The following is a 22,264-nucleotide window of genomic DNA, read 5'->3' as shown; positions in this document are numbered from 1 at the left end:
GTAGCCTGCGATAAGCTTCGGGGAGTCGGCAAACAGACTTTGATCCGGAGATTTCCGAATGGGGAAACCCACCCTTTATGGGTATCCTGTACTGAATCCATAGGTGCAGGAGGCGAACGCGGGGAACTGAAACATCTAAGTACCCGTAGGAACAGAAATCAATTGAGATTCCGTCAGTAGCGGCGAGCGAACGCGGATTAGCCCTTAAGCATATGACTGATTAGGAGAACGGTCTGGGAAGGCCGGCCATAGTGGGTGATAGCCCCGTATCCGAAAATCTGAATATGTGAAAACGAGTAGGTCGGGGCACGTGAAACCTTGACTGAACATGGGGGGACCATCCTCCAAGGCTAAATACTCCTGGCTGACCGATAGTGAACCAGTACCGTGAGGGAAAGGCGAAAAGAACCCCGGAGAGGGGAGTGAAATAGACCCTGAAACCGTGTACGTACAAGCAGTCGGAGCCCGCTTTGTTGGGTGACGGCGTACCTTTTGTATAATGGGTCAGCGACTTATTCTCAGTAGCGAGGTTAACCAATTAGGGGAGCCGTAGGGAAACCGAGTCTGAATAGGGCGATGTAGTTGCTGGGAATAGACCCGAAACCGAGCGATCTACCCATGGGCAGGTTGAAGGTGCGGTAACACGCACTGGAGGACCGAACCGGGATCTGTTGAAAAAGATTCGGATGACCTGTGGGTCGGAGTGAAAGGCTAATCAAGCTCGGAGATAGCTGGTTCTCCCCGAAAGCTATTTAGGTAGCGCCTCGGACGAATACCACTGGGGGTAGAGCACTGTTTCGGCTAGGGGGCCATCCCGGCTTACCAACCCGATGCAAACTCCGAATACCAGTGAGTACTATCCGGGAGACACACGGCGGGTGCTAACGTTCGTCGTGAAGAGGGAAACAACCCAGACCGCCAGCTAAGGTCCCCAAATTCCAGTTAAGTGGGAAACGATGTGGGAAGGCTCAGACAGCTAGGAGGTTGGCTTAGAAGCAGCCATCCTTTAAAGAAAGCGTAATAGCTCACTAGTCGAGTCGGCCTGCGCGGAAGATGTAACGGGGCTCAAACTGGATACCGAAGCTGCGGCAGCGTGCTTATGCATGCTGGGTAGGGGAGCGTTCTGTAAGTCTGTGAAGGTGTGTTGAGAAGCATGCTGGAGATATCAGAAGTGCGAATGCTGACGTGAGTAACGATAATGGGGGTGAAAAACCTCCACGCCGAAAGACCAAGGTTTCCTGCGCAACGCTAATCGGCGCAGGGTAAGTCGGCCCCTAAGGCGAGGCAGAAATGCGTAGCTGATGGGAAACGGGTTAATATTCCCGTACTTCTTATAACTGCGATGGAGAGACGGAGAAGGCTAGGCCTACCGGGCGTTGGTTGTCCCGGGGAAAGGCAGTAGGCTGGGATCTTAGGCAAATCCGGGATCCTAAGGCTGAGAGCCGAGACCATTGGGGCTTTGTCCCCGAGAAGTGGTTGATGCCCTGCTTCCAGGAAAATCTTCTAAGCTTCAGGTTATAAGGAACCGTACCCCAAACCGACACAGGTGGTTGGGATGAGTATTCTAAGGCGCTTGAGAGAACTCGGGTGAAGGAACTAGGCAAAGTGGTACCGTAACTTCGGGAGAAGGTACGCCACCGATGGTGAAGGGCTTGCCCCGTAAGCTGTTGGTGGTCGCAGTGAAAAGGCCCCTGCAACTGTTTATTAAAAACACAGCACTCTGCAAACGCGTAAGCGGACGTATAGGGTGTGACGCCTGCCCGGTGCCGGAAGGTTAATTGATGGGGTTAGCTTCGGCGAAGCTCTTGATCGAAGCCCCGGTAAACGGCGGCCGTAACTATAACGGTCCTAAGGTAGCGAAATTCCTTGTCGGGTAAGTTCCGACCTGCACGAATGGCGTAATGATGGGGGCACTGTCTCCACCCGAGACTCAGTGAAATCGAAATCGCAGTGAAGATGCTGTGTACCCGCGGCTAGACGGAAAGACCCCGTGAACCTTTACTACAGCTTCACAGTGGACTTTGAGCCTGCTTGTGTAGGATAGCTGGGAGACGTTGAAGCAGTGACGCCAGTCATTGTGGAGTCAACCTTGAAATACCAGCCTGGCATGTTTGAGGTTCTAACCCAGGCCCGTTATCCGGGTCGGGGACATTGTGTGGTGGGTAGTTTGACTGGGGCGGTCTCCTCCCAAAGAGTAACGGAGGAGCACAAAGGTACCCTCAGCACGGTCGGACATCGTGCAATGAGCGTAAAGGTAGAAGGGTGCTTGACTGCGAGACCTACAAGTCGAGCAGGTGCGAAAGCAGGTCTTAGTGATCCGGTGGTTCTGTATGGAAGGGCCATCGCTCAACGGATAAAAGGTACTCCGGGGATAACAGGCTGATACCGCCCAAGAGTTCATATCGACGGCGGTGTTTGGCACCTCGATGTCGGCTCATCTCATCCTGGGGCTGAAGCCGGTCCCAAGGGTATGGCTGTTCGCCATTTAAAGAGGTACGCGAGCTGGGTTTAGAACGTCGTGAGACAGTTCGGTCCCTATCTGCCGTGGGCGTTAGAGATTTGAGAGGAGCTGCTCCTAGTACGAGAGGACCGGAGTGGACGAACCTCTGGTGTTCCGGTTGTCACGCCAGTGGCATTGCCGGGTAGCTACGTTCGGACGGGATAACCGCTGAAAGCATCTAAGCGGGAAGCCTCCCTCAAGATGAGATCTCTCTGGGAACTTGATTCCCCTAAAGGGCCGTTGAAGACCACAACGTTGATAGGCGGGGTGTGGAAGCTGCCGTAAGGCGTGAAGCTAACCCGTACTAATTGCCCGTGAGGCTTGACCATATAACGCCAAAGCAGTTGAACTGCATCTGATAGAATGAGTGTTGGATAAACGCTCTGACGCTGGACTTCCTAATTTCTCAGAATACTTTGCTGGCTTAGCCAGTGAGGTAAACAGATTTGGCTGCTTGCCATGGCAAGTGACCAAGCCGGTTTGCCTGACGACTATAGCGAGTGGGAACCACCTGATCCCTTGCCGAACTCAGAAGTGAAACCGCTCAGCGCCGATGGTAGTGTGGGGCTTCCCCATGTGAGAGTAGGTCATCGTCAGGCTCTTAAATATAAAAAGACCCCTTAGTGCTCGTCGCTAAGGGGTCTTTTTATATTTAGGATACAATGAGCTCCTGTCCCTACTTCTGGGCCCATGTGACAAGCCCTGCACCTCCGGTGCGGGCTTGGTGCGCCTTAGGCGTCCCGAAGGGATGGCGAGCATGCTCGCCACACACTGTAGGTCATCGTCAGGCTCTTAAATATAAAAGACCCCCGTCACGAACGTGCCGGGGGTTTTTTTATATTCGGGATACGGCGAGCTCCTGTCCCTACACGGCCCATGTGTACCCTAGGGCATAAAACCGCCTATGCTCCGAAGGTGTCAGACGGAGGCGCCCGGAAGGGATGGCGAGCATGCTCGTTACACACTGTAGGTCATCCTGCCCCGATCCAATCACTCAAGCAGGCCGGGCTTGGACCCAGGCGGGTCATCCTTCATACCCAGGCGTGGCCCCAAATGCCCGATCATGGCGCACTTTGCACGAGCGTCCTCTTTTTGCCGTCAAACCTCTTTATCCCCGCCTGTTGTATCTCTATGCTCAATAATCGTACACGGTTCCAATGGGGCCATGACTCCTCGTCGCGGCCGGCCTGGGTTCCGTGGCACACGCTCTTCCGCCGACTTCGTGTTCCCGAGGCGAAGCGGCACTTGGCGGCCTTTCTTCTTGGTTTGGGAAACAGGTGAATACAATGACGAATCAGAATAACGTAACCATGAAAACACCGATTCAGGCACTTCAAGACCGTTATCAGCAACAGCCCGGCGATGTGGCGATGGTGCAACCTCTGGGGGGGGATCGGGTCCGCCGGTACACCTGGAAAGAAGTCTCCGATGAGGCGCATCGCATGGCGTCCTACTTGCGCGCCCAGGGGATCCAGACCGGTGACCGGGTGGCCCTGGTTTCCAAGAACTGCGCCGAATGGATCCTGGCTGACCTGGCAATCTGGATTGCCGGCGCGGTCAGTGTGCCGCTGTACCCGACCCTGGTGGCGGACTCAGTAAGACAGATCCTCGAGCATAGCGGATCCCGGCTGTTGTTCGTTGGCAAGCTGGACGACTGGGACATTATGAAGGATGGTGTGCCGGAAGGGATTCAGCAGGTGGCTTTTTCCCTGGCGCCGGAAGATGTGCTTCAGTCCTGCCCGGTATGGACTGATATCGTGGCTCAGAATGAGCCGCTGGCGGAGGTGGCGCAACCGGGCCCGGATGATCTTGCCACGATCATCTATACCTCGGGGACCACGGGAACTCCGAAGGGCGTGATGCATCAATACCGCAGTCTCTCCGCCGTTGGTGACAAAGTGATCCGGGTTTATAACCTGGAACCTTCCGACCGGATGATCTCCTATCTGCCCCTGTCTCATGTGGCGGAACGGGCGGCGGTGGAAACCGCTCTATTGTACGTCGGAAATACGGTCTACTTTGCTGAATCCCTGGATACCTTTGGTGAAGACATCAAGCGCGCCAAGCCGACGCTCTTTTTCGCGGTGCCGAGGATTTGGTCCAAGTTCTATCAGAAAGCGTCCGAGGCGGTGCCGCCGAAGAAGCTCAATACCCTGCTGAAGATTCCGCTGCTGAACAAGGTGATCAAGAAAAAGGTACTGGGAGCCATGGGGCTGGACGAGTGCCGGGTGGCGCTGTCTGGCGCGGCGCCGCTGTCCACCGAGATCATTTCCTGGTTCAACACCCTGGGCCTGGAGATTCTGGAAGTTTACGGAATGACCGAAAACTTCGGGTGGTCGCATACCACGGTGCAGGGTGATCAACAGATTGGATGGGTCGGCACGCCCAATGATGGGGTAGAATGCCGCATCGGCGAGGGTGGTGAAGTGCTGGTGCGCAGCGTCGGCAACATGAGCGGCTATTACAAGCAGCCGGACTTGACCGCGGAGGTGCTGTCCGAGGATGGTTGGCTGAAAACCGGGGATGTGGGTGAGATCGATGAAGGCGGCCGGTTGCGGATTACCGGTCGGATCAAGGAGATCTTTAAAACCGAGAAAGGGAAGTACGTGGCGCCGGCGCCGATCGAAAACCGTCTGGCCAGCCAGCCCGGTGTTGAACTGGTATGCGTGATCGGGGCAAATATGTCGCAACCTATCGCGTTGTTGAACCTGACGCCGGAAGAGCAGGGCAAGTTGAGCAAAGGCGCTGAGAAAGAGCATTTTACCCAGCAGCTGAATGAATTGCTGACCCGGGTAAACAATCAGCTCGACCCGCACGAGCGGCTTGCCTCCCTGGTGGTGTGCAAGGAGCCCTGGGGGGTGGAAAATGGTCTGGTGACCCCCACGCTGAAGCTCAAGCGCAATGAAATCGAAAAGCACTACGAGGCGGATCTGCCGGAATGGGCGGCTTCCCGTGGTGTGATCTGGGAGCATTGATCATAGATGGAATACAGTACGGATCTGCCCCTCGTTCAGGCTCTGGCCGACGGGCGTTTCCATTCCGGAGCGGATCTCGGCGAAGTGCTTGGCATTTCCCGGGCCGCCATCTGGAAACGGATACAACGCCTGGGGGAGCTGGGCCTGGACGTGGAGTCGGTTCGTGGCAAGGGCTATCGGCTGGCCCGGCCCCTGGATTTGTTGGATAAGAGCCAATTGAGCGAGGGGCTGGCTGGCCGGGCCGAGCTGATTTTCAGTCCGGTGACCGGATCCACCAATGCTGATGCCCTGGCCCTGGCCGCTGAAGGGCGGGCAGGCCCTCTGGTAGTCACCACCGAATTTCAAAGTGCCGGCCGAGGCCGGCGCGGGCGCCAGTGGCGGTCACCTTTCGCCGCCAACATCTACCTTTCCGTTCTGTACCGGTTACCGGGTGGTTTCGCTTCCCTGGGCGGACTCAGCCTGGCTGCGGGAGTGGTGGTCAGCCAGGTCCTGGAGCGAGCCTGCCCGGGACTGCCATTGGGTCTGAAGTGGCCCAATGATCTGTTGGTGGAGGGGCGTAAGCTGGGAGGGGTGTTGATCGAGCTGGCCGGTGAAATAGAAACGCAGGTTCAGGTCGTGGTTGGTGTGGGTATTAATGTGGCCATGCTGGATGCGCAGGCCGATAGCATTGATCAGCCCTGGGCCAGTCTGGTGCAGTACGGTGACTTGAAAATGTCCCGTACTGAATTGGCGGAGTCGCTGTCCAGTGCCCTGCTGAATATGCTGGACACCTTTGTTGCTCGGGGGTTTGCCGCCTTCGTGCCAGCCTATCAGGAACTGGACCTGGTACGGGACAAGGCGGTGACGGTGATCACTGCTGGCAAGTCGCAAACGGGGATCGCCCGGGGGGTCGCTGAGGATGGGGCTCTGTGCGTGGAGATCGAGGGCGAGCGCCATTATTTGCATGGCGGCGAAGTTAGTTTGAGACTGCAATGAAATTGTTTATCGATGTGGGGAATACGGCCCTGAAATGGCGCCGCCGCGGCGGCGATAATATCGAGCAGGGCGGTGGAACCCATCGGCGGGATTGGCAAACGGCTCTGCGTGAACCCCTGGCTTCGTCTCAGCCCTTTGAGTCCGTCTGGATAGCCTCGGTGGCGGGAGCGGAAGCGGATGCAAGGATTGGTGCGCTGATCAGCGAAGCCACCGGGTTGGCGGCGGAGTTCTATTATTCCGTTCGGAATGACTTTGGTGTCCACAACTGCTACCCCGAGGCCCGGCGCCTGGGCGTGGACCGCTGGGTTGCCTTGATCGAATGCCATCGGCGCCACGGGGCCGGTATCGTCGTGGATTGTGGCAGCGCCCTGACCATCGATGCCGTGGATGAGAATGGCGCGTTTCTCGGCGGCTATATCGTGCCGGGGTTGGGCATGCTCCGTACCGCCTTATTGCGCGATACCGCGGATGTGCATGTCGGCCCGGGTCAGGCCGGGCTGGGGTTGGGGCAGTCCACTGGTGAATGTGTCCATAACGGTCTGTTGCGTATGTCTGTGGCCTTTGTCACGGATGTAGTGGTTGAACTGCGTGAACGGCTTTCCGATACTTGCCCGGTACTGGTAACGGGCGGGGATGCCCGGGAATTGAGCGCCTCCTTCCCATTCGATTTCGACCTGCAGCCGGATCTGGTGTTGGATGGACTGGAACGGGTGGCTGCTCGACAAAAATAACCTGGGGGGAGCGCGCTGTGCGCTGGGTATTTTATACGCTGTTGGTGGCCAACCTGGTTTATCTGGGCTGGCATCTGACTGCCGATCGATTGGAAAGAACGCCCCTGACTTCGAGTTCGCAGCCCGCCGCAAAGGGGGCGGAGGCCGGTTCCGCGTCTTCTTTGGCGCTGCTCAGCGAGCAGCCTCAGCCCGGCAAGGCTGCCCTGGCGGCACCTTCCTCTTCTCAGACTGCTTCATGTACCGTTGTTGGTCCCTGGTCGGACAGCGATGAGGCTCGCCGGGCCAGAATACAATTGAGGGCGGCCGGTTTGGCTGGGCGAATCGAGCCTGTCCGGGTGGAGAAGGATCGTCTGAACTGGGTTTACCTCCCTCCCTTTGAATCTCGCCAGCGCGCGCTGGAGGCGCTCAACGAATTGCAGGCTCTGGGTGTGGACAGCTTTATCGTCAAAGAGGGCGATTATGCCAACGCTATTTCCCTGGGGTACTTCTCCAGTGCGGAGTCCGCGGAAGGGTTGCGCACAAAAATGCGAAATGCCGGCTATCCGGTCTTTGTGCGTGAGACCGCTCGTGAGGTGACCGAGTATTGGATTTATTTGCCCCCGTCGGAAGATGGCGGACCCGCTTTGGCCGATTTCCTGGTCGGAAATCCGCAGGCGGGCCGCAGCCAGAGCCAGTGTCCTGGTAATGCCCGGTGGGAGGGGTGACCAGGCAGTCATGATGTTCTTGGCCGGAGCGGCGAGAAGCGATTGCAGACCCCTCGGGGTTTCTATAGAATGCGCAGCCTTTGAAGCAAGGCTCGCTTCATGCTGGCGTAGCTCAGTTGGTAGAGCAGCTGATTTGTAATCAGCCGGTCGGGGGTTCGACTCCTCTCGCCAGCTCCAGCTTTTCTGTTGCGCCAGGAGCTTGAAAGCCCCTGAAAACATGTTGACAAGGGGCTGAGCCGTAAAGAGAATGTAGGCCCTTTTCTGGAGGGGTTCCCGAGTGGCCAAAGGGATCAGACTGTAAATCTGACGCGAAAGCTTCGGAGGTTCGAATCCTCCCCCCTCCACCAGATAATGAGAGTGATCAGGCGTGGAAAGGCTTGATGGCTCGTAAAGGTTCCTTCGGCGCTTGGCCGGGGGAGGGTTCGGACCGACAAGAGGTTCGACATGTCCGCTCCGCGGACTGAACAGCACTTGTGCTGGCCCGAAGGGCGGAGTAATTCTCCCCCCTCCACCAGATATTCGCCAGCAAGCTGGCGGGCAGACAGAAGGTTTGCGGGCATAGTTCAGTGGTAGAACCTCAGCCTTCCAAGCTGATGATGCGGGTTCGATTCCCGCTGCCCGCTCCAGGCTGCGGGAATTCGCAGGCCAAGAAAGAGGTCTGCGAAATAAAGGTTACGCTCATGTAGCTCAGTAGGTAGAGCACACCCTTGGTAAGGGTGAGGTCACCGGTTCAAATCCGGTCATGAGCTCCAGAATCCGGGCCCGGGTACCACCTGGGTCCGGCTTTATGTGTCTTGGTGGTGCCAAGATGGTCCGCGGAAGGTGCGGTCCGACAGGGTTTTATCTGGGCAGAGGCGCCGTTCAGACGGAAATGCACAGCCAAGTTGAGAGGTAGAGAGTCGTGGCAAAGGAAAAGTTTGAACGTAATAAACCGCACGTAAACGTGGGCACGATTGGTCACGTTGACCATGGTAAGACGACGCTGACGGCCGCTTTGACGCGGGTGTGCTTCGAGGTGTGGGGCTCCGGTTCGGCGAGCGCCTTCGATCAGATCGATAACGCCCCGGAAGAGCGTGAGCGTGGTATTACGATCGCGACCTCCCACGTGGAGTACGACTCTCCGACCCGTCACTACGCGCACGTTGACTGCCCGGGTCACGCCGACTACGTGAAGAACATGATCACCGGTGCGGCGCAGATGGATGGCGCGATTCTGGTGGTATCCGCCGCTGACGGCCCGATGCCGCAAACCCGGGAGCACATTCTGCTGTCCCGCCAGGTTGGCGTGCCGTACATCGTCGTGTTCCTGAACAAAGCGGACATGGTGGACGATGAAGAGCTGCTGGAACTGGTTGAAATGGAAGTGCGTGAGCTGCTGAGCGACTACGACTTCCCGGGCGACGACACCCCGATCATCAAGGGTTCCGCTCTGAAGGCGCTGGAAGGCGATACCAGCGAGATTGGCATGCCGGCGGTGCAGAAGCTGGTGGAAACGCTGGACGAGTACATTCCGGAGCCGGAGCGTGCGGTTGATCAGCCGTTCCTGATGCCGATCGAGGACGTGTTCTCCATCTCCGGTCGCGGTACCGTGGTCACCGGTCGTGTGGAGCGTGGCATCATCAAGGTGGGTGAAGAGATCGAGATTGTGGGTATCAAGGATACCACCAAGACCACCTGTACTGGTGTTGAGATGTTCCGCAAGCTGCTGGACGAAGGCCGCGCGGGTGAGAACGTGGGCGTGCTGCTGCGCGGCACCAAGCGTGACGAAGTGGAGCGTGGTCAGGTTCTGGCGAAGCCGGGCTCGATCACCCCGCACACCAAGTTCGTTGCCGAGGTGTACGTGCTGAGTAAGGACGAAGGTGGTCGTCACACCCCGTTCTTCAACGGCTACCGTCCGCAGTTCTACTTCCGTACCACCGACGTTACCGGTGCCTGTACGCTGCCGGAAGGCACCGAGATGGTGATGCCGGGTGACAACGTGCAGATGGACGTTGAGCTGATCGCGCCGATCGCCATGGAAGACGGCCTGCGCTTCGCGATTCGTGAAGGTGGTCGTACTGTTGGCGCCGGCGTGGTGGCCAAGATCGTAGAGTAAGACAATTCAAGGCCGGGGCTTCGGCTCCGGCCTGTTTTGTTTCTGATTAGTGAGTTACAGGCCAGTAGTTCAATTGGTAGAGCACCGGTCTCCAAAACCGGCTGTTGGGGGTTCGAGTCCCTCCTGGCCTGCCAATTTTCCCAGAGCTGCCGTCAGGCGGCGGGGTGCATCGGCAGATGAACGAGAAAGTTGAAGGGCAATCTGGGTCCTCCGCTCTAGAGGTCATCAAGTGGCTCGTCGTTGCCGCTCTGGTGGCCGCTGCTGTTTTTGGTAACAGCTATTTCTCAGACGTGTCTCCTCTGTATCGGGCCCTTGGCGTAGTGGCGGTCGCCCTGGTCGCGGCCTTTGTGGCTTTGCAGACCGAGCAGGGCAAGTCCTTCAATCAATTGCGTAAGGACTCCATGGTGGAGCTGCGCAAGGTGGTGTGGCCCACCCGTCAGGAAACGCTGCAGACCACGCTGATCGTTCTGGTCTTCGTGGTGATCGTGGCGCTGCTGTTGTTCGTGCTCGACTGGGCGCTCAACGGCCTGATCTCGACGCTCATCGGCTAAGGGGTACACATGGCTAAGCGCTGGTACGTGGTACACGCCTATTCCGGCTTTGAAAAGCACGTCAAACGGGCCCTGGAAGAGCGCATCAAGTTGCGTTCCATGGAGGAGCTGTTTGGCGAGATTCTCGTGCCTACCGAAGAGGTGGTCGAGATTCGTGGCGGTCAGAAACGTAAGTCCGAGCGGAAATTTTTCCCAGGCTATGTGCTGGTGCAAATGGAGATGTGCGACGACTCCTGGCACCTGGTGAAGGAAACACCGAAGGTCATGGGCTTCATCGGCGAAGACCCGAAGAATCCCGGGCGTGTTTCGCCGATCACTCAGAAAGAAGCGGATGCCATCCTGCGCCGCATGGATGACGCGGTCGAAAAGCCGAAGCCCAAAACGCTGTTCGAACCCGGCGAAGTGGTGCGGGTTATCGATGGACCGTTTGCCGACTTCAATGGCGTGGTCGAGGAAGTCAATTACGAGAAGAGCCGGCTGCATGTGGCCGTGCTTATTTTCGGTCGCTCTACCCCGGTGGAGCTGGAATTCGGTCAGGTTGAAAAAACCTGACGCCCGTCCCGGCGATCTTCGCCGGGTTGTCGACAACCTGAGGGGAGCCTGTTTCATGCGGGCGTTCGCACCCAAGGAGTCTCAATACCATGGCTAAGAAAGTACAAGCCTACATCAAGCTGCAGGTGGCAGCGGGTCAGGCTAACCCTTCACCGCCTGTTGGTCCCGCGCTGGGTCAGCATGGCGTGAACATCATGGAGTTCTGTAAGGCGTTCAACGCCCAGACTCAACAGCTGGATGCCGGCGCGCCGGTTCCGGTGGTGATTACGGTTTATAACGACCGTTCTTTCACCTTCACCATGAAGACCCCGCCGGCCGCGTACCTGCTGAAAAAAGCAGCGGGTATCAAGAGCGGTTCCGGTGAGCCCAACACCAAGAAAGTGGGCAAGGTGAACCGTGCGCAACTGGAAGAGATCGCCAAGGCGAAAGAACCGGATCTGACGGCTGCCGATCTGGATGCCGCCGTGCGCACCATTGCGGGCTCTGCCCGTTCCATGGGCCTGGACGTGGAGGACTAAACAATGGCCAAGCTGTCCAAACGCGCCCGCGCCATCCGCGAAAAAATCGAGCCGGGCAAGGCGTACCCGGTGGAAGAGGCGGTAGCTCTGTTGACCGAGCTGTCCGCGGTGAAATTCAAAGAGTCCATTGATGTGGCGGTGAACCTGGGTGTCGACCCGCGTAAATCCGACCAGAACGTCCGTGGCGCTTCTGTTCTGCCTCACGGTACTGGCAAAACCGTCCGTGTGGCGGTGTTCGCTCAAGGTGCCAAAGCCGAGGAAGCGAAAGAAGCCGGCGCCGACGTGGTGGGCTTTGACGACCTGGCCGAGCAGGTTCAGGGCGGTGAGATCAATTTTGATGTGGTGATCGCTTCCCCCGACGCCATGCGTGTGGTCGGCAAGCTGGGTACCATCCTTGGTCCCCGCGGCCTGATGCCGAACCCGAAAGTGGGTACCGTAACCCCGGACGTGGCTCAGGCGGTGAAAAACGCCAAGGGCGGTCAGGTCCGTTACCGTACCGACAAGGGTGGCATCATCCACTGTACCGTTGGTCAGGTTGGTTTTGATGCCAACGCCATCAAGGAAAACGTGGAAGCGCTGATCGCCGACCTGAAGAAGGCCAAGCCGGCTTCCGCCAAGGGCGCGTACTTCAAGAAAGTAACGCTGTCCAGCACCATGGGCCCGGGCCTGGCGATCGATACCGCCTCTCTGGCTATGTAAGGTATATGGGCCGCGCCGATTGATCGGCGCGTCTCACGTTCTTTGATCCCGGCGGCATGCCGTCGGGGCGTCAAAGACCGCAGGTCCGTCCCGCGAGACGCAGTCTGGCTTTATGAGCTCAGGTCTCGGGGAAGGTTAAGGGGTGACCGCCTGCGTAGGCGCGGTAGTTGCAAATCCTGTGTCAAAGCAGGGGCTGGCTTCCGCGATAACGACCGGGTAACCGGTCATGGCAACCGCCGGATCCTCGGTTATGCAGTCCGGGAATCCGGTTTGTTTGTGAATCCAGGAGGTAAATTGTGCCTTTGAATCTGGAGGACAAACGGGCGATTGTGGCTTCGGTGAACGCTGTTGCTTCCGAAGCGCTGTCTGCTGTGGTTGCCGACTATCGTGGTCTTTCCGTGGCTCAGATGACCGAGCTGCGCAAGAAGGCCCGCGAAACCGGCGTGTATCTGAAAGTAGTTCGGAACACGCTGGCCAAGCGTGCTGTTGAAGGTACCGAATACGAGTGCCTCAACGATTCGCTGGTCGGCCCCACTGTCCTGGCGTTTTCCCAAGAAGATCCGGGCGCTGCCGCTCGGCTCATCAAGGACTTCGCCAAGGATCATGACAAGCTCGAAGTGAAAGCGCTGGCTGTCGGCGGTGTGGCGTATGGCGCTCAGGATATTGATGTCCTGGCCAAGCTGCCTACCCGCGACGAGGCCCTTGCTCAGCTTTTGTCCGTCATGCAGGCCCCGGTGGCCAAGTTTGTCCGTACCCTCAACGAGGTGCCCGGCAAATTTGTTCGCACGATGGCAGCCGTGAAGGACAAGAAACAGCAGGAAGCTGCCTGACATTAAGTCTGGTGGCGTAACTACCCGATCCAATCGTGATCGCCCGTACGGTGATTTAGGAGATTGAAAATGGCCGTTTCCAAAGAAGATATCCTCAGCGCAGTTGCTGAAATGAGCGTTATGGACCTCGTTGAACTGATCGAGGCCATGGAAGAGAAGTTTGGCGTAACCGCAGCTGCCGCAGTAGCAGCCGCTCCGGCAGCTGCCGGTGGCGACGCTGGTGGCGCCGCTGAAGAACAGACCGAGTTCGATGTGGTTCTGACCGGTTTCGGCGACAAGAAAGTCGGCGTGATCAAGGCAGTCCGCGAAGTAACTGGTCTGGGTCTGAAAGAAGCGAAAGACATGGTCGAGGGCGCTCCTGCTCCGGTCAAGGAAGGCGTTTCCAAAGACGAAGCCGAAGAGATCAAGAAAAAGATCGAAGAGGCTGGCGGTACCGTCGAGCTCAAGTAAGCGCGGTAACGCAATGTCTTTCCGCGACAACGAGGAAAGGCACCGGCTGGCAGCTTAAGGGCTGCCAGCCTTTTGTCGTTTCTGTACGAACGGTTTCGTGCAGAGATATCACCCTGGGGTGATAGGTGGTCAACAGCCGAGGAACGCAGATGGCATACTCATTCACTGAGAAAAAGCGGATCCGCAAAGATTTCGGCAAGCTTCCCAAGGTCATGGAGGTCCCGTACCTGCTGGCCATACAGCTCGATTCTTACCGCAAATTCCTACAGCAGGATAAAGGCGCCGAGGCGCGCTTGGATGAAGGCTTGGAAGCTGCCTTCCGGTCCGTTTTCCCGATTTCCAGTTACTCGGGCAACGCGGCCTTGGAGTATGCCGGCTATGAGTTCGGCAAACCGGTCTTTGATGTCAAAGAGTGCATCATTCGTGGCACAACCTACGCCGCGCCACTGCGCGTGCGCATCCGGTTGGTGATCTACGACAAAGAGTCCAATGGTGCGATCAAGGACATCCGTGAGCAGCAGGTCTACATGGGCGAGATCCCGCTGATGACCGAGAACGGTACCTTCGTGATCAATGGTACCGAGCGGGTCATCGTGTCCCAGCTGCACCGCTCTCCGGGTGTGTTCTTTGACCACGACAAGGGTAAAACCCACTCTTCCGGCAAGCTGCTGTATTCCGCCCGGGTGATTCCCTACCGTGGTTCCTGGCTGGACTTCGAATTCGATCCGAAGGATCTGGTCTACGTGCGTATCGATCGCCGCCGCAAGCTGCCGGCAACGATTCTGCTGCGTGCGCTGGGCTACACCTCCGATGAAGTTCTGGAGATGTTCTTCGACACCAACGAGATCCTGAGCGAAGGCGATGTCTATCGCATGCGTCTCGTGCCGGAGCGTCTCCGTGGCGAAACCGCCACCTTCGACATCCTTGCCGGTGACGAAGTGGTGGTGGAACGTGGTCGCCGGGTAACCGCGCGCCACATCCGCCAATTGGAGAAAGCCAATATCGAATACCTGGAGATTCCGGCGGAATACCTCCAGGGTCGTTATCTGGCCAAATCCATCATTGATGAGGACACCGGCGAAATTCTGGTCGAGTGTAATACCGAGCTGACCGCCGATGTCCTGGAAAAACTGAGCAAGGCGGGCGTTACCCGCTTTGAAACTCTGTACACCAATGACCTGGACCATGGTCCGTTCATTGCCGATACCCTGCGCGCCGATCCCACCCGCAGCCCGCTTGAGGCGTTGGTGGAAATCTATCGGATGATGCGCCCGGGTGAGCCGCCGACCAAGGAAGCGGCGGAAAATCTGTTCAAGAACCTGTTCTTCACCGACGAACGGTACGACCTCTCCGGCGTGGGTCGGATGAAGTTCAACCGCCGTCTCGGCCGCGAAGTTGAAACCGGTCCGGGCATCCTCTATGACGGCCGCTACTTCAGTACCCGTACCGATGAGGAAGGCAAGCAGTACCATGAGCAGCTTGGCGACGACGTGTCCGATATCGTCGACGTGCTCAAGACGCTGGTGGATATCCGTAACGGTAATGGTGTGGTGGACGATATCGACCACCTCGGCAACCGCCGTGTGCGTTCCGTGGGCGAAATGGCGGAAAACCAGTTCCGTGTTGGCCTGGTGCGGGTAGAACGGGCGGTGAAAGAGCGCCTGAGCCTGGCGGAGTCCGAAGGACTGATGCCGCAGGACTTGATCAACGCCAAGCCGGTAGCCGCGGCGGTGAAGGAGTTCTTCGGCTCCTCCCAGTTGTCGCAGTTCATGGACCAGAACAACCCGCTCTCCGAGGTCACCCACAAGCGCCGGGTGTCCGCGTTGGGCCCGGGTGGTCTGACCCGTGAGCGTGCCGGCTTCGAGGTGCGCGACGTGCACCCGACCCACTACGGCCGAGTATGCCCGATCGAGACCCCTGAAGGTCCGAACATCGGGCTGATCAACTCCCTGGCGAGCTACGCGCGTACCAACGAGTACGGTTTCCTGGAATCTCCGTACCGTAAAGTGATCGACGGCAAGGTGAGCGACGAGATCGAGTACTTGTCCGCCATCGAGGAAGCCGAGTGCGTGATTGCTCAGGTGGATGCCAAGATGAACGATGACGGCAGCTTCGTGGAAGACTTCGTCACCGTGCGTCACCGCTACGAATTCACCGTCATGGAGCGCGACACCATTACCCATATGGATGTCTCGCCGCGCCAGGTGGTGTCCGTGGCCGCGTCCCTGATTCCGTTCCTGGAGCACGATGACGCCAACCGGGCTCTGATGGGGTCCAACATGCAACGCCAGGCGGTGCCGACGCTGCGTGCCGACAAGCCTCTGGTGGGCACCGGCTTCGAGCGTCACGTGGCCCGTGACTCCGGGGTTTGCGTGGTGGCTCAGCGTGGCGGCGTGGTCGACAAGGTGGATGCTTCGCGCATCATCGTCAAAGTCAACGACGATGAAGTGGCTGAAGGTGAAGCCGGTGTGGACATTTACAACCTGACCAAATACACCCGCTCCAACCAGAATACCTGCATCAACCAGCGTCCGCTGGTGAAAGTGGGTGACAAGGTGGCGGCCCGCGACATCATGGCGGACGGTCCGTCCGTGGACATGGGTGAGCTGGCGCTGGGTCAGAACATGCGCGTCGCCTTCATGCCCTGGAATGGCTACAACTTCGAGGATTCCATCCTCATCTCCGAGCGGGTGGTGAAGGAGGACCGTTTTACCTCCATCCACATCCAGGAGCTGACCTGTATTGCCCGTGACACCAAGCTGGGGGCGGAAGAAATTACCGCGGATATTCCCAACGTGGGTGAAGCGGCGCTGGCGAAGCTGGACGAATCCGGCATCGTCTACATTGGTGCGGAAGTGGAAGCCGGCGACATTCTGGTAGGCAAGGTCACGCCGAAGGGCGAGACCCAGCTCACTCCGGAAGAAAAGCTGCTGCGTGCCATCTTCGGTGAGAAAGCGTCCGACGTGAAGGATACCTCTCTGCGGGTTTCCTCCGGCGTCAAGGGCACGGTCATCGATGTGCAGGTGTTTACTCGTGACGGTGTCGAGAAAGACGAGCGCGCCAAGCAGATCGAGCAAGAGGCCCTGGAAAAATTCCGTAAGGACCTGAAAGACGAGTACCGGATCCTCGAGCAGGACATCCTGGACCGTCTGCGTTCCGTGATGACCGGTAAGAAGGTCAACGGCGGCGCCGGCCTCAAGCGTGGTACTCAACTGACCAGCGAAATCCTTGATGAGCTGGATGCGGAGAAGTGGTTTGAACTGCGCCCGGCGGACGAGGACGTGGCCGAACAGCTCGAACGTGCGCACCAGTATCTGGAGCAGCACAAGAAAGAGCAGGACGAGCGCTACAAGGACAAGCAGGCCAAGATCTCCGGCGGTGACGATCTGTCCCACGGTGTTCTGAAAGTGGTCAAGGTTTACCTGGCAATCAAGCGTCGTATCCAGCCCGGTGACAAGATGGCCGGCCGTCACGGTAACAAAGGTGTGATCTCCGTGATCATGCCCGAGGAAGATATGCCGTATGACGATAACGGCGTTCCGGTGGATGTGGTGTTGAACCCGCTGGGTGTACCGTCGCGGATGAACGTGGGTCAGATCCTTGAAACCCACCTTGGCTGGGCCGCCAAAGGTTTGGGCGAGCGTATCGGCGAGATGCTGGACGAGCAGAAGAAAGTCGCTGAAGTGCGTGACTTCCTCGATCAGATCTACAACCGCACCGGCGCCGGCGGCAGCCGCGAAAGCCTGGACGAGTTCTCCGATGATGAAATCATCGAACTGGCCAGCAATCTGCGCGGCGGTGTGCCGATGGCGACCGCGGTATTCGACGGTGCCAAAGAGTACGAAATCAAGGCGCTGTTGGAGTTGGCCAAGCGGGACCGTTCCGGCCAGATCGAGCTGTGGGATGGCCGTACCGGCGAGAAGTTCGACCGCAAGGTGACCGTCGGCTACATGTACATGTTGAAACTGAACCACTTGGTGGACGACAAGATGCACGCGCGTTCCACCGGTTCCTACAGCCTGGTTACCCAGCAGCCGCTGGGTGGTAAGGCGCAGTTCGGTGGTCAGCGTTTCGGTGAGATGGAAGTGTGGGCGCTGGAAGCCTATGGCGCCGCCTACACTCTGCAGGAAATGCTCACCGTGAAATCCGACGATGTGAATGGGCGCACGCGCATCTACAAGAACATCGTCGACGGAGACCACCGGATGGATCCGGGCATGCCGGAATCCTTCAACGTGCTGTTGAAGGAAATCCGCTCCCTCGGTATCAACATCGAGCTGGAAAACGACTGAGGCCGCGGCGCCGCTCTTCCAAGAATGGAGCGGCGCCACTGCCTGACCCGGATTTAGTAGGAAAGAATCGCGAGCGAAAGCTCCATACGGAGGACTGGCCTTGAAAGACTTGCTGAATTTGCTCAAAAGTCAGGGACAAGTCACGGAGTTTGACAAGATCCGCATCGGTCTCGCACCGCCGGATCTGATCCGCTCCTGGTCTTTTGGCGAAGTGAAAAAGCCGGAGACCATTAACTACCGGACCTTTAAGCCGGAGCGTGATGGCCTGTTCTGCGCGCGCATTTTTGGTCCGATCAAGGACTACGAATGCCTGTGCGGTAAGTACAAGCGTCTCAAGCACCGTGGTGTGATCTGTGAGAAGTGTGGCGTTGAAGTCACGCTCTCCAAGGTTCGCCGTGAGCGCATGGGCCATATCGAACTGGCCAGCCCGGTTGCCCACATCTGGTTCCTGAAGTCGCTGCCGTCCCGCATCGGTCTGATGCTGGACATGACCCTGCGCGACATCGAGCGGGTGCTGTACTTCGAATCCTTTGTCGTGACCGAGCCGGGCATGACCACCCTGGAACGTGGCCAGCTGTTGACCGACGAAGAGTACTTCGATGCGCTGGAACAGTTCGGTGATGAGTTCGAAGCGAAGATGGGCGCGGAGGCGGTGCAACAGCTTCTGCAGGACCTGGACCTGCGCGACGAGATCAACACGCTGCGTGAAGAGATCGACTCCACCAACTCCGATACCAAGCTGAAGAAGCTGTCCAAGCGGCTGAAGCTGATGGAGGCCTTCCAGGCTTCCGGTAATGAGCCGGAGTGGATGATCATGACCGTTCTGCCGGTGCTGCCGCCGGATCTGCGTCCGCTGGTACCGCTGGATGGTGGCCGCTTCGCCACTTCCGATCTGAACGATCTGTATCGCCGGGTGATCAACCGGAATAACCGTCTCAAGCGCCTGCTGGACCTGAATGCCCCGGACATCATCGTGCGTAACGAAAAACGCATGCTGCAGGAGTCCGTGGACGCGTTGCTGGATAATGGCCGCCGCGGCCGTGCCATCACCGGTTCCAACAAGCGCCCGCTGAAGTCCCTGGCGGATATGATCAAGGGTAAGCAAGGGCGTTTCCGTCAGAACCTGCTCGGTAAGCGGGTGGACTACTCCGGTCGTTCCGTGATCGTGGTGGGGCCGACCCTGAAGCTGCACGAGTGCGGTCTGCCGAAGAAGATGGCGCTGGAACTGTTCAAGCCGTTCATCTTCTCCAAACTGGAAGGACGCGGCCTGGCCACCACCATCAAGGCGGCCAAGAAGATGGTCGAGCGCGAGACAGCCGAGGTCTGGGATATTCTGGCCGAGGTGATCCGCGAGCACCCGGTGATGTTGAACCGGGCGCCGACGCTGCACCGTCTTGGCATCCAGGCATTCGAGCCGGTGCTGATCGAAGGTAAGGCAATTCAGTTGCACCCGCTGGTGTGTGCCGCCTTCAACGCCGACTTCGACGGTGACCAGATGGCGGTGCACGTGCCGCTGACCCTGGAAGCGCAGCTCGAAGCCCGGGCGCTGATGATGTCCACCAACAACATTCTGTCTCCGGCCAATGGTGAGCCAATCATCGGCCCGACCCAGGACGTGGTGCTGGGTCTGTACTACATCAGCCGCGAGAAGGTGAACGTCAAAGGCGAAGGCCGGGTGTTCGCCGACACCAAGGAAGTGATGCGCGCCCTGGGCACCAAAGAGGTGGATCTGCACGCCCGCATCAAGGTGCGCCTGGAAGATGTGGTCAAGGATCAGGAAGGCAACATTCACCGGGAATGGCGTATCGCGGATACCACTCCGGGCCGCTGTAAAATCTGGGACATCGTGCCGGAAGGCATCGGCTTCGACATGGTCAATCAGAACATGACCAAGAAGGCGATCTCCAAGCTGCTGAACACCTGTTACCGGATCCTGGGTACCAAGGAAACCTGCATCTTTGCTGACCAGATCATGTATCTGGGCTTCCGTGAGGCGACCCTGTCCGGCTCCTCCATTGGTGTGGAAGACATGGTGATTCCGCAGGCCAAGTACGAGCTGATCGGCAAGGCCGAGGAAGAGGTGCGCGAGATCGAGGAGCAATTCGCTTCCGGTCTGGTAACCCGCGGTGAGCGTTATAACAAGGTTGTGGACATCTGGTCCCGTACCAACGACCAGATCGCCAAGGCGATGATGGAGAACCTGAAGACCGAAGTGGTGAAAAACCGCGAAGGCAAGGACGAAGAGCAAGGCTCCTTCAACTCCATCTTCATGATGGCGGATTCCGGGGCGCGGGGTTCCGCCGCCCAGATTCGTCAGTTGGCGGGCATGCGCGGCCTGATGGCCAAGCCGGACGGCTCCATTATCGAAACGCCGATTACCAGTAACTTCCGTGAAGGTCTGAACGTACTGCAGTACTTCATCTCCACTCACGGTGCCCGGAAAGGTCTGGCGGATACCGCATTGAAGACTGCGAACTCCGGTTACCTGACCCGTCGTCTGGTGGACGTGGCCCAGGATCTGGTGATCACCGAGGAAGACTGCGGCACCGAGCAGGGTCTGATCATGACCCCGCTGATCGAGGGTGGTGATGTGGTCGAGCCCCTGCGTGAGCGGGTGCTGGGCCGGGTCGTGGCTCGCGACGTGATGAATCCGCTGAACCAGGACGAAGTGGCCGTGGAAGCCGGCACCCTGCTGGACGAAGTGTGGGTGGACAAGCTGGAAGCCATGGGTGTGGACGAAGTGAAAGTGCGTTCCTCCATTACCTGTGCCACCCGCTGGGGTGTATGTTCCGCCTGTTACGGCCGTGATCTGGCCCGTGGCCATCGGGTCAACGTGGGCGAGGCGGTTGGCGTGATCGCGGCCCAGTCCATTGGTGAGCCGGGTACCCAGCTGACCATGCGGACTTTCCACATTGGTGGCGCGGCAAGCCGGGCCTCCGCGGTGTCCAGCATCCAGATCAAACACGGCGGCAAGGTGCGTTTCCACAACGCCAAGCACGTGACCCACAAAGATGGTCTGGTGATCGTTTCCCGTTCAGCCGAGCTGGCGGTGGCCGATGACCTGGGTCGTGAGCGCGAGCGCTACAAAGTGCCCTACGGTGCTCTGGTTACGGTAAACGAAGGGGATTCCGTGGACGGTGGCCAGGTCGTGGCGACCTGGGATCCGCACACCCACCCGATCATTGCCGAAGTGGCGGGTAAGGTGCAGTTCGGTGATATGGAAGAAGGTATTGCCGTTAACTACCAGACCGATGAGCTGACCGGGCTGACCAACATCGAGGTCATGCCGAGCCAGGATCGTCCGTCCGCGGGTAAGGACCTGCGTCCGGTGGTCCGGGTGGTGGATGGCAAAGGCAAGGCGGTGAGCCTGCCGAATACCGATGCCCCGGCCAACTACTTCCTGCCCGGTGGCGCCTTGTGCGGCCTGAAGAACGGGGCTGATATCTCGGTGGGTGACGTGATCGCGCGGATCCCGCAAGAGTCTTCCAAGACCCGGGATATCACCGGTGGTCTGCCTCGGGTGGCGGATCTGTTCGAGGCCCGTAATCCGAAGGAAGCGGCTATCCTGGCGGAAAAAACCGGTACCGTGTCCTTTGGCAAGGAAACCAAGGGCAAGGTGCGTTTGGTGATCACCCCGGATGATGGTGGCGACACCTACGAGGAACTGATCCCCAAATGGCGTCAGCTCAACGTGTTCGAAGGCGAGCACGTGGAGAAAGGCGAGGTGGTTTCCGACGGCCCGCTGAACCCGCACGACATTCTGCGTCTCAAGGGTGAGGTGGAGCTGGCCCGCTATATCGTCAACGAAGTGCAGGAGGTTTACCGCCTGCAGGGTGTGAAGATCAACGATAAGCATATCGAAACGATCATCCGCCAAATGTTGCGTAAGGTGGAAATCACCGAAGTGGGTGAGTCGACCTTCATCAAGGGTGAGCAAGTGGAATACGCCCGGGTGATGGAAGAGCTGGATCGCCTCAAGGGTGAGGACAAGATGCGGCCTCAGTTCGAGCGTATGCTGCTGGGTATCACCAAGGCTTCCCTGGCCACCGAATCGTTCATTTCCGCGGCCTCCTTCCAGGAGACCACCCGGGTGTTGACCGAAGCGGCGGTAACCGGGAAAGAAGACGATCTCCGTGGTCTCAAGGAGAACGTGGTCGTGGGTCGTCTGATTCCGGCCGGGACCGGCTATGCCTATCACATGGATCGCCGGCGCCAGCGTGCGGATGCTCGCGGCGACGGTCCGACCATGGACGAGGTGGAAGCGGCCCTGTCCGAGGCGCTCAGCTCCTCTGGCCAGGAGTAAAGGGTCAGGAGTAACGGCCCAGGAATTAAGCGCCATCCAGGCCCTCCGGCATCTTGACTTGGTGCCGGGGGGTCCCTAGAATCGCTCGC

At 58.5% G+C, this 22,264-nt stretch carries 13 protein-coding genes, 5 tRNA genes and 2 rRNA genes (1 of these 20 only partly in view); all 20 read left to right on the top strand.

All coding sequences use genetic code 11. From position 1 onward, the window contains the following. Positions 1-2,829 (top strand): 23S ribosomal RNA (locus RYH70_RS17675); it begins 60 nt to the left of the window's first position. A gap of 154 nt (positions 2,830-2,983) precedes the next feature. After that, positions 2,984-3,099: ribosomal RNA gene (rrf, locus tag RYH70_RS17670) — 5S ribosomal RNA — on the top strand. Positions 3,100-3,786: 687 nt separating this feature from the next. After that, entirely contained in the window at positions 3,787-5,475 is a 1,689-nt protein-coding gene (locus tag RYH70_RS17665) for an AMP-binding protein (RefSeq protein WP_022997246.1), read from the top strand. A gap of 6 nt (positions 5,476-5,481) precedes the next feature. After that, positions 5,482-6,450, top strand: coding sequence for a bifunctional biotin--[acetyl-CoA-carboxylase] ligase/biotin operon repressor BirA (gene birA / locus RYH70_RS17660; protein ID WP_022997245.1), 969 nt, complete (start codon positions 5,482-5,484; stop codon positions 6,448-6,450). Continuing rightward, a complete protein-coding gene (locus RYH70_RS17655) occupies positions 6,447-7,181 on the top strand; it encodes a type III pantothenate kinase (RefSeq protein WP_317009461.1) in 735 nt (244 codons plus the stop codon). Before birA ends, RYH70_RS17655 begins: the two co-directional genes overlap by 4 nt. Positions 7,182-7,198: 17 nt before the next feature. Next, positions 7,199-7,885 (top strand): SPOR domain-containing protein, encoded by a 687-nt coding sequence (locus tag RYH70_RS17650; RefSeq protein ID WP_317009460.1) that lies wholly within the window; start codon positions 7,199-7,201, stop codon positions 7,883-7,885. A gap of 101 nt (positions 7,886-7,986) precedes the next feature. After that, positions 7,987-8,062: transfer RNA gene (locus tag RYH70_RS17645), tRNA-Thr, on the top strand. A gap of 86 nt (positions 8,063-8,148) precedes the next feature. Continuing rightward, positions 8,149-8,232: transfer RNA gene (locus RYH70_RS17640), tRNA-Tyr, on the top strand. Positions 8,233-8,437: 205 nt separating this feature from the next. Further along, positions 8,438-8,511 (top strand) — tRNA-Gly (locus RYH70_RS17635). A gap of 50 nt (positions 8,512-8,561) precedes the next feature. Then, positions 8,562-8,637: transfer RNA gene (locus RYH70_RS17630), tRNA-Thr, on the top strand. Between the two features lie 149 nt (positions 8,638-8,786). Further along, entirely contained in the window at positions 8,787-9,980 is a 1,194-nt protein-coding gene (gene tuf, locus RYH70_RS17625) for an elongation factor Tu (protein WP_026949537.1), read from the top strand. A gap of 58 nt (positions 9,981-10,038) precedes the next feature. After that, positions 10,039-10,114, top strand: a tRNA-Trp gene (locus tag RYH70_RS17620). A gap of 42 nt (positions 10,115-10,156) precedes the next feature. Continuing rightward, the gene (gene secE, locus RYH70_RS17615) at positions 10,157-10,531 is read left to right on the top strand and encodes a preprotein translocase subunit SecE (RefSeq protein ID WP_026949857.1); all 375 of its coding nucleotides are present in this window, start codon (positions 10,157-10,159) and stop codon (positions 10,529-10,531) included. Between the two features lie 9 nt (positions 10,532-10,540). Continuing rightward, positions 10,541-11,083, top strand: a complete 543-nt coding sequence (gene nusG / locus RYH70_RS17610; RefSeq protein WP_022996210.1) for a transcription termination/antitermination protein NusG — start codon at positions 10,541-10,543, stop codon at positions 11,081-11,083. An 89-nt stretch (positions 11,084-11,172) separates the two neighbouring features. Continuing rightward, positions 11,173-11,601: a 50S ribosomal protein L11 gene (rplK, locus tag RYH70_RS17605; protein ID WP_014996123.1), complete on the top strand. Its 429-nt coding sequence runs from the start codon at positions 11,173-11,175 to the stop codon at positions 11,599-11,601. 3 nt (positions 11,602-11,604) lie between these two features. Further along, entirely contained in the window at positions 11,605-12,300 is a 696-nt protein-coding gene (rplA, locus tag RYH70_RS17600) for a 50S ribosomal protein L1 (RefSeq protein WP_022996211.1), read from the top strand. A gap of 296 nt (positions 12,301-12,596) precedes the next feature. Beyond that, on the top strand, positions 12,597-13,130 hold the full coding sequence (gene rplJ / locus RYH70_RS17595) for a 50S ribosomal protein L10 (protein ID WP_014996121.1): 534 nt from the start codon (positions 12,597-12,599) through the stop codon (positions 13,128-13,130). A gap of 69 nt (positions 13,131-13,199) precedes the next feature. Next, positions 13,200-13,580, top strand: a complete 381-nt coding sequence (rplL, locus tag RYH70_RS17590; protein WP_022996212.1) for a 50S ribosomal protein L7/L12 — start codon at positions 13,200-13,202, stop codon at positions 13,578-13,580. Between the two features lie 149 nt (positions 13,581-13,729). Then, on the top strand, positions 13,730-17,872 hold the full coding sequence (rpoB, locus tag RYH70_RS17585) for a DNA-directed RNA polymerase subunit beta (protein ID WP_022996213.1): 4,143 nt from the start codon (positions 13,730-13,732) through the stop codon (positions 17,870-17,872). Positions 17,873-17,972: 100 nt separating this feature from the next. Then, positions 17,973-22,175 (top strand): DNA-directed RNA polymerase subunit beta', encoded by a 4,203-nt coding sequence (rpoC, locus tag RYH70_RS17580; protein WP_022996214.1) that lies wholly within the window; start codon positions 17,973-17,975, stop codon positions 22,173-22,175. Positions 22,176-22,264: the final 89 nt, after the last annotated feature.

The organism is Alloalcanivorax xenomutans (assembly GCF_032810065.1).
GTDB classification, from domain to species: domain Bacteria; phylum Pseudomonadota; class Gammaproteobacteria; order Pseudomonadales; family Alcanivoracaceae; genus Alloalcanivorax; species Alloalcanivorax xenomutans.
The sequence above is the reverse complement of the archived record's forward strand: the minus strand, read 5'-3'. Positions and strand labels throughout refer to the sequence as shown.

Coding starts and splice junctions, on each gene's coding strand:
- birA (WP_022997245.1), top strand. CDS start 5,482: ATGGAATACAGTACGGATCTGCCCCTCGTTCAGGCTCTGGCCGACGGG.
- secE (WP_026949857.1), top strand. CDS start 10,157: ATGAACGAGAAAGTTGAAGGGCAATCTGGGTCCTCCGCTCTAGAGGTC.
- RYH70_RS17665 (WP_022997246.1), top strand. CDS start 3,787: ATGACGAATCAGAATAACGTAACCATGAAAACACCGATTCAGGCACTT.
- rplK (WP_014996123.1), top strand. CDS start 11,173: ATGGCTAAGAAAGTACAAGCCTACATCAAGCTGCAGGTGGCAGCGGGT.
- rplA (WP_022996211.1), top strand. CDS start 11,605: ATGGCCAAGCTGTCCAAACGCGCCCGCGCCATCCGCGAAAAAATCGAG.
- rplL (WP_022996212.1), top strand. CDS start 13,200: ATGGCCGTTTCCAAAGAAGATATCCTCAGCGCAGTTGCTGAAATGAGC.
- nusG (WP_022996210.1), top strand. CDS start 10,541: ATGGCTAAGCGCTGGTACGTGGTACACGCCTATTCCGGCTTTGAAAAG.
- RYH70_RS17655 (WP_317009461.1), top strand. CDS start 6,447: ATGAAATTGTTTATCGATGTGGGGAATACGGCCCTGAAATGGCGCCGC.
- rpoB (WP_022996213.1), top strand. CDS start 13,730: ATGGCATACTCATTCACTGAGAAAAAGCGGATCCGCAAAGATTTCGGC.